Below are 3,071 nucleotides of genomic sequence, written 5' to 3'. Positions count from 1 at the left end.
CGCGCCGTGCGGCTCGTCGCCGAGGCCGCCTGGAGGCCGCCGCGCTGCCGACGAGGAGTCCTCCGTGCCGGAGCTCCGCCAGGCGATGGACCGGTGGATCGCCAGGCTGCCTCCTTCCGCGCGCAGGGACCTCAAGGCCGCCATGACCACGCCGAAGCCCGCGGACCCCTCCCGGGACGCGCTCACCCGGTGAGCGCTTCCCCTGGCGACGCGAAGGCTCGGAGCCGCCCGCCGTCCCCCTCCCCGAGGGGCCCTGCCGGGCGGGCGCGAGGGGCCCACGTTATACGGAGGGTGGAATGACGCTCCTCACGGACTCCCCTGTCGCCCCCCTCCCGCCCGAAGCGGGCGTGGACGCCCTGGCCTCGCTGCTGCGCGGACGCCGCGTCGTGGTGCTCACGGGCGCCGGATGCAGCACCGAGTCCGGCATCCCCGACTACCGGGGCCCGGAGACGCGCCACAAGGTGCGCAACCCCATCCAGCACCGCGAGTTCCTCCACAAGCCGGAGGTGCGCCAGCGCTACTGGGCGCGCAGCCTGCTGGGCTGGCCGCGCTTCACCTCCGCCCGTCCCAACGACGCCCACCTCGCGCTGGCCGCGCTGGAGACGGCGGGCGTGGTGCCCGGCCTCATCACCCAGAACGTGGACGGCCTGCACACGCGGCGGGCAGCGAGCGCGTGCTGGAGCTGCACGGCGCGCTGTCTCGGGTGCGCTGTCTGGCGTGCGGCGCGCAGGAGCCCCGCGCGTCGCTCCAGGCGCGGATGCTGGGCCTCAACCCGGACTTCGCGCACGCCGTCGTGGAGCTGCGTCCGGACGGCGACGCGGAGCTGCCGCCGGAGGCGATGGAGGGCTTCCACGTCCCCGCGTGCACGCGCTGCGGCGGGACGCTGAAGCCGGACGTGGTGTTCTTCGGCGACAACGTCGCGGCCCCGCTGGTGCAGGACGCGTTCTCGCTGGTGGAGGAGGGGGACGCGCTGCTGGTGGTGGGCTCGTCGCTGACGGTCTACTCCGGCTACCGCTTCGTCACCCGCGCCGCGGAGCGGCACATGCCCATTGGCATCCTCAACATCGGGGAGAGCCGGGGCGACGCCCTGGCGGATGTGCGCGTGGAGGCGAGGGCAGGCGACGTCCTGCCCCGGCTCGCCCGGGCGCTCACGCGCACCTGACGTCCCCCTCCCACACCGGGCGTGCGGCCCTGTCACCGGGACGGCACCGAATGGGGACGCCCGGGGCGGGGCCAGGTGTGCCATCATCCCCGGCTTCGCGAGGCACGTGCGCCAGGCCGTGCACGGGACGGAGACACAGGGCTGATGGACACCGGACGCCCGCTGGGCGGCAGGTACTCGCTGGAGCGCAGGATTGGCGGCGGTGGCATGGGCGCCATCTGGCGGGCCGTCGACCTGCAACTCCAGCGGCACGTGGCCCTCAAGCTCATCGCTTCCGACGTCGTCGCGCGCACGCCGGAGGCGCACCGCCACTTCGAACAGGAAGCGCAGGCCGTGGCGCGGCTGCACCACCCGCACGTGGTGCAGGTGCACGACTCCGGCGTGGACGGCGGCGTGCCGTACATCGTCATGGAGCTCCTGGAGGGCGAGGACCTGGAGACGCGCCTCACCCAGCAGGGGCGCCTGTCCCCGGCCCGCGTGGCCGCGCTCGTCACGCCGGTGGCCCGGGCCCTGGCGGCGGCGCACGCGCGGGGCATCGTCCACCGCGACCTGAAGCCCGCCAACGTCTTCCTCGCCCACGTGGACGGCGAGGAGGTGGTGAAGGTGCTCGACTTCGGCATCGCGCGGCTCGCTGCTGCCCACGGGCGCGCCCGCGCAGGCCGAAGGGCTCACCGGCACGCTGCGCTACATGAGCCCGGAGCAGCTGCGCGCGGATCCGGACCTGGACGCCCGCGCGGACCTCTGGTCGCTCGCGGTGGTGCTCTACCGCGCCCTCACCGGCCAGTTCCCCTATGGCGCCGAGTCCGTGGGGGCCCTCCTGCGCGGCGCCTTCCACCCGCCCGCGGTGGCCGTCTCGCAGCTGGTGCCGGAGCTGGGCGCGGGCGGTGACGCCTTCTTCCAGCGCGCCCTGCACCCGAAGCTGGAGCAGCGCTTCACCTCCGCGCGCGAGCTGGCCGCCGCCTTCGTCGCGCTGGTGGAGGCGGGCCGCGCTGCGCAGGCCGCCACGTGCTGGTGGTGGACGACGAGCCGGACGTGGAGGTGCTCATGCGCCAGCGCTTCCGCCGGCACGTGCGCGACGGCGTCTACCGCTTCGTCTTCGCCCGCGACGGCGAGGAGGCGCTGGAGGCGCTGCGCCAGCACCCGGACACGCACGCGGTGCTGTGCGACCTGAACATGCCGCGCATGGACGGGCTCACCTTCCTGTCGCGCGTGGGGGAGGTGGATCCGCTGGTGAAGGTGGTCATCGTCTCCGCGTACGGCGACATGCCCAACCTGCGCACGGCGATGAACCGGGGCGCGTTCGACTTCCTCGTGAAGCCGGTGGACCTGGACGACCTGGAGTCCACGCTGGCCAAGACGGTGCGCCACGTGGCGGAGCTGCGCCGCGCGGTGCGCTCCACGGAGGAGAACGCGCTGCTGCGCATGTTCGTGCACGGCGGCATCGTGGACCGGGTGCTGCCGCTGGTGCGCGGCCCCGGCGCGCTCGCGGGCGAGCAGGTGGACGCCACGGTGGCCTTCCTGGACGTGGCGGACTTCACCGCCGTCACCCGCCAGCACCCGCCGGAGTCCGCGCTGCGCCGGCTCAACGCCAACTTCGAGGTCATCCTCCCGGAGCTGGAGTCGCGCGGCGGCGTGGTGGACAAGTTCCTGGGGGACGCGGTGATGGCCGTCTTCCAGGGCGAAGGCCACGTGTCGCGCGCGCTGGACGCGTGCCTCGCGGTGAAGCAGCGGCTGCAGGGCCTGGCGTGGAGCGGCGGCGACGCGTCCCCGTACGCCCACGGCGTCTGCGTGGGCGTGGACACCGGGCCGGTCGTCTCAGGCAACGTGGGCGCGGCCGGGCGCGGGCGCCTGGACCACACGGTGCTGGGCGACGTGGTGAACACCGCGGCCCGGCTCGCCACCGTGGCCG

At 74.6% G+C, this 3,071-nt stretch carries 2 protein-coding genes and 3 pseudogenes; all 5 read left to right on the top strand.

What is annotated here, in order from left to right:
• Positions 1 to 193, top strand: a 193-nt coding sequence (locus ACLEQD_RS40265) for a hypothetical protein (protein WP_410391245.1), incomplete at its 5' end; no start/stop codon positions are given.
• A gap of 103 nt (positions 194 to 296) precedes the next feature.
• A pseudogene (locus tag ACLEQD_RS40260) lies at positions 297 to 1,162 on the top strand (NAD-dependent protein deacetylase).
• A gap of 144 nt (positions 1,163 to 1,306) precedes the next feature.
• Positions 1,307 to 1,801, top strand: a pseudogene (locus tag ACLEQD_RS40255) (serine/threonine-protein kinase); the annotation flags it as partial.
• 49 nt (positions 1,802 to 1,850) lie between these two features.
• Positions 1,851 to 1,916: pseudogene (locus ACLEQD_RS40250) on the top strand (hypothetical protein); the annotation flags it as partial.
• Between the two features lie 251 nt (positions 1,917 to 2,167).
• Positions 2,168 to 3,071, top strand: a 904-nt coding sequence (locus ACLEQD_RS40245; protein WP_410391244.1) for an adenylate/guanylate cyclase domain-containing protein, incomplete at its 3' end; no start/stop codon positions are given.

It is taken from the genome of Corallococcus sp. 4LFB, from assembly GCF_046520365.1.
Lineage (GTDB): Bacteria > Myxococcota > Myxococcia > Myxococcales > Myxococcaceae > Corallococcus > Corallococcus caeni.
The sequence above is the reverse complement of the archived record's forward strand: the minus strand, read 5'-3'. Positions and strand labels throughout refer to the sequence as shown.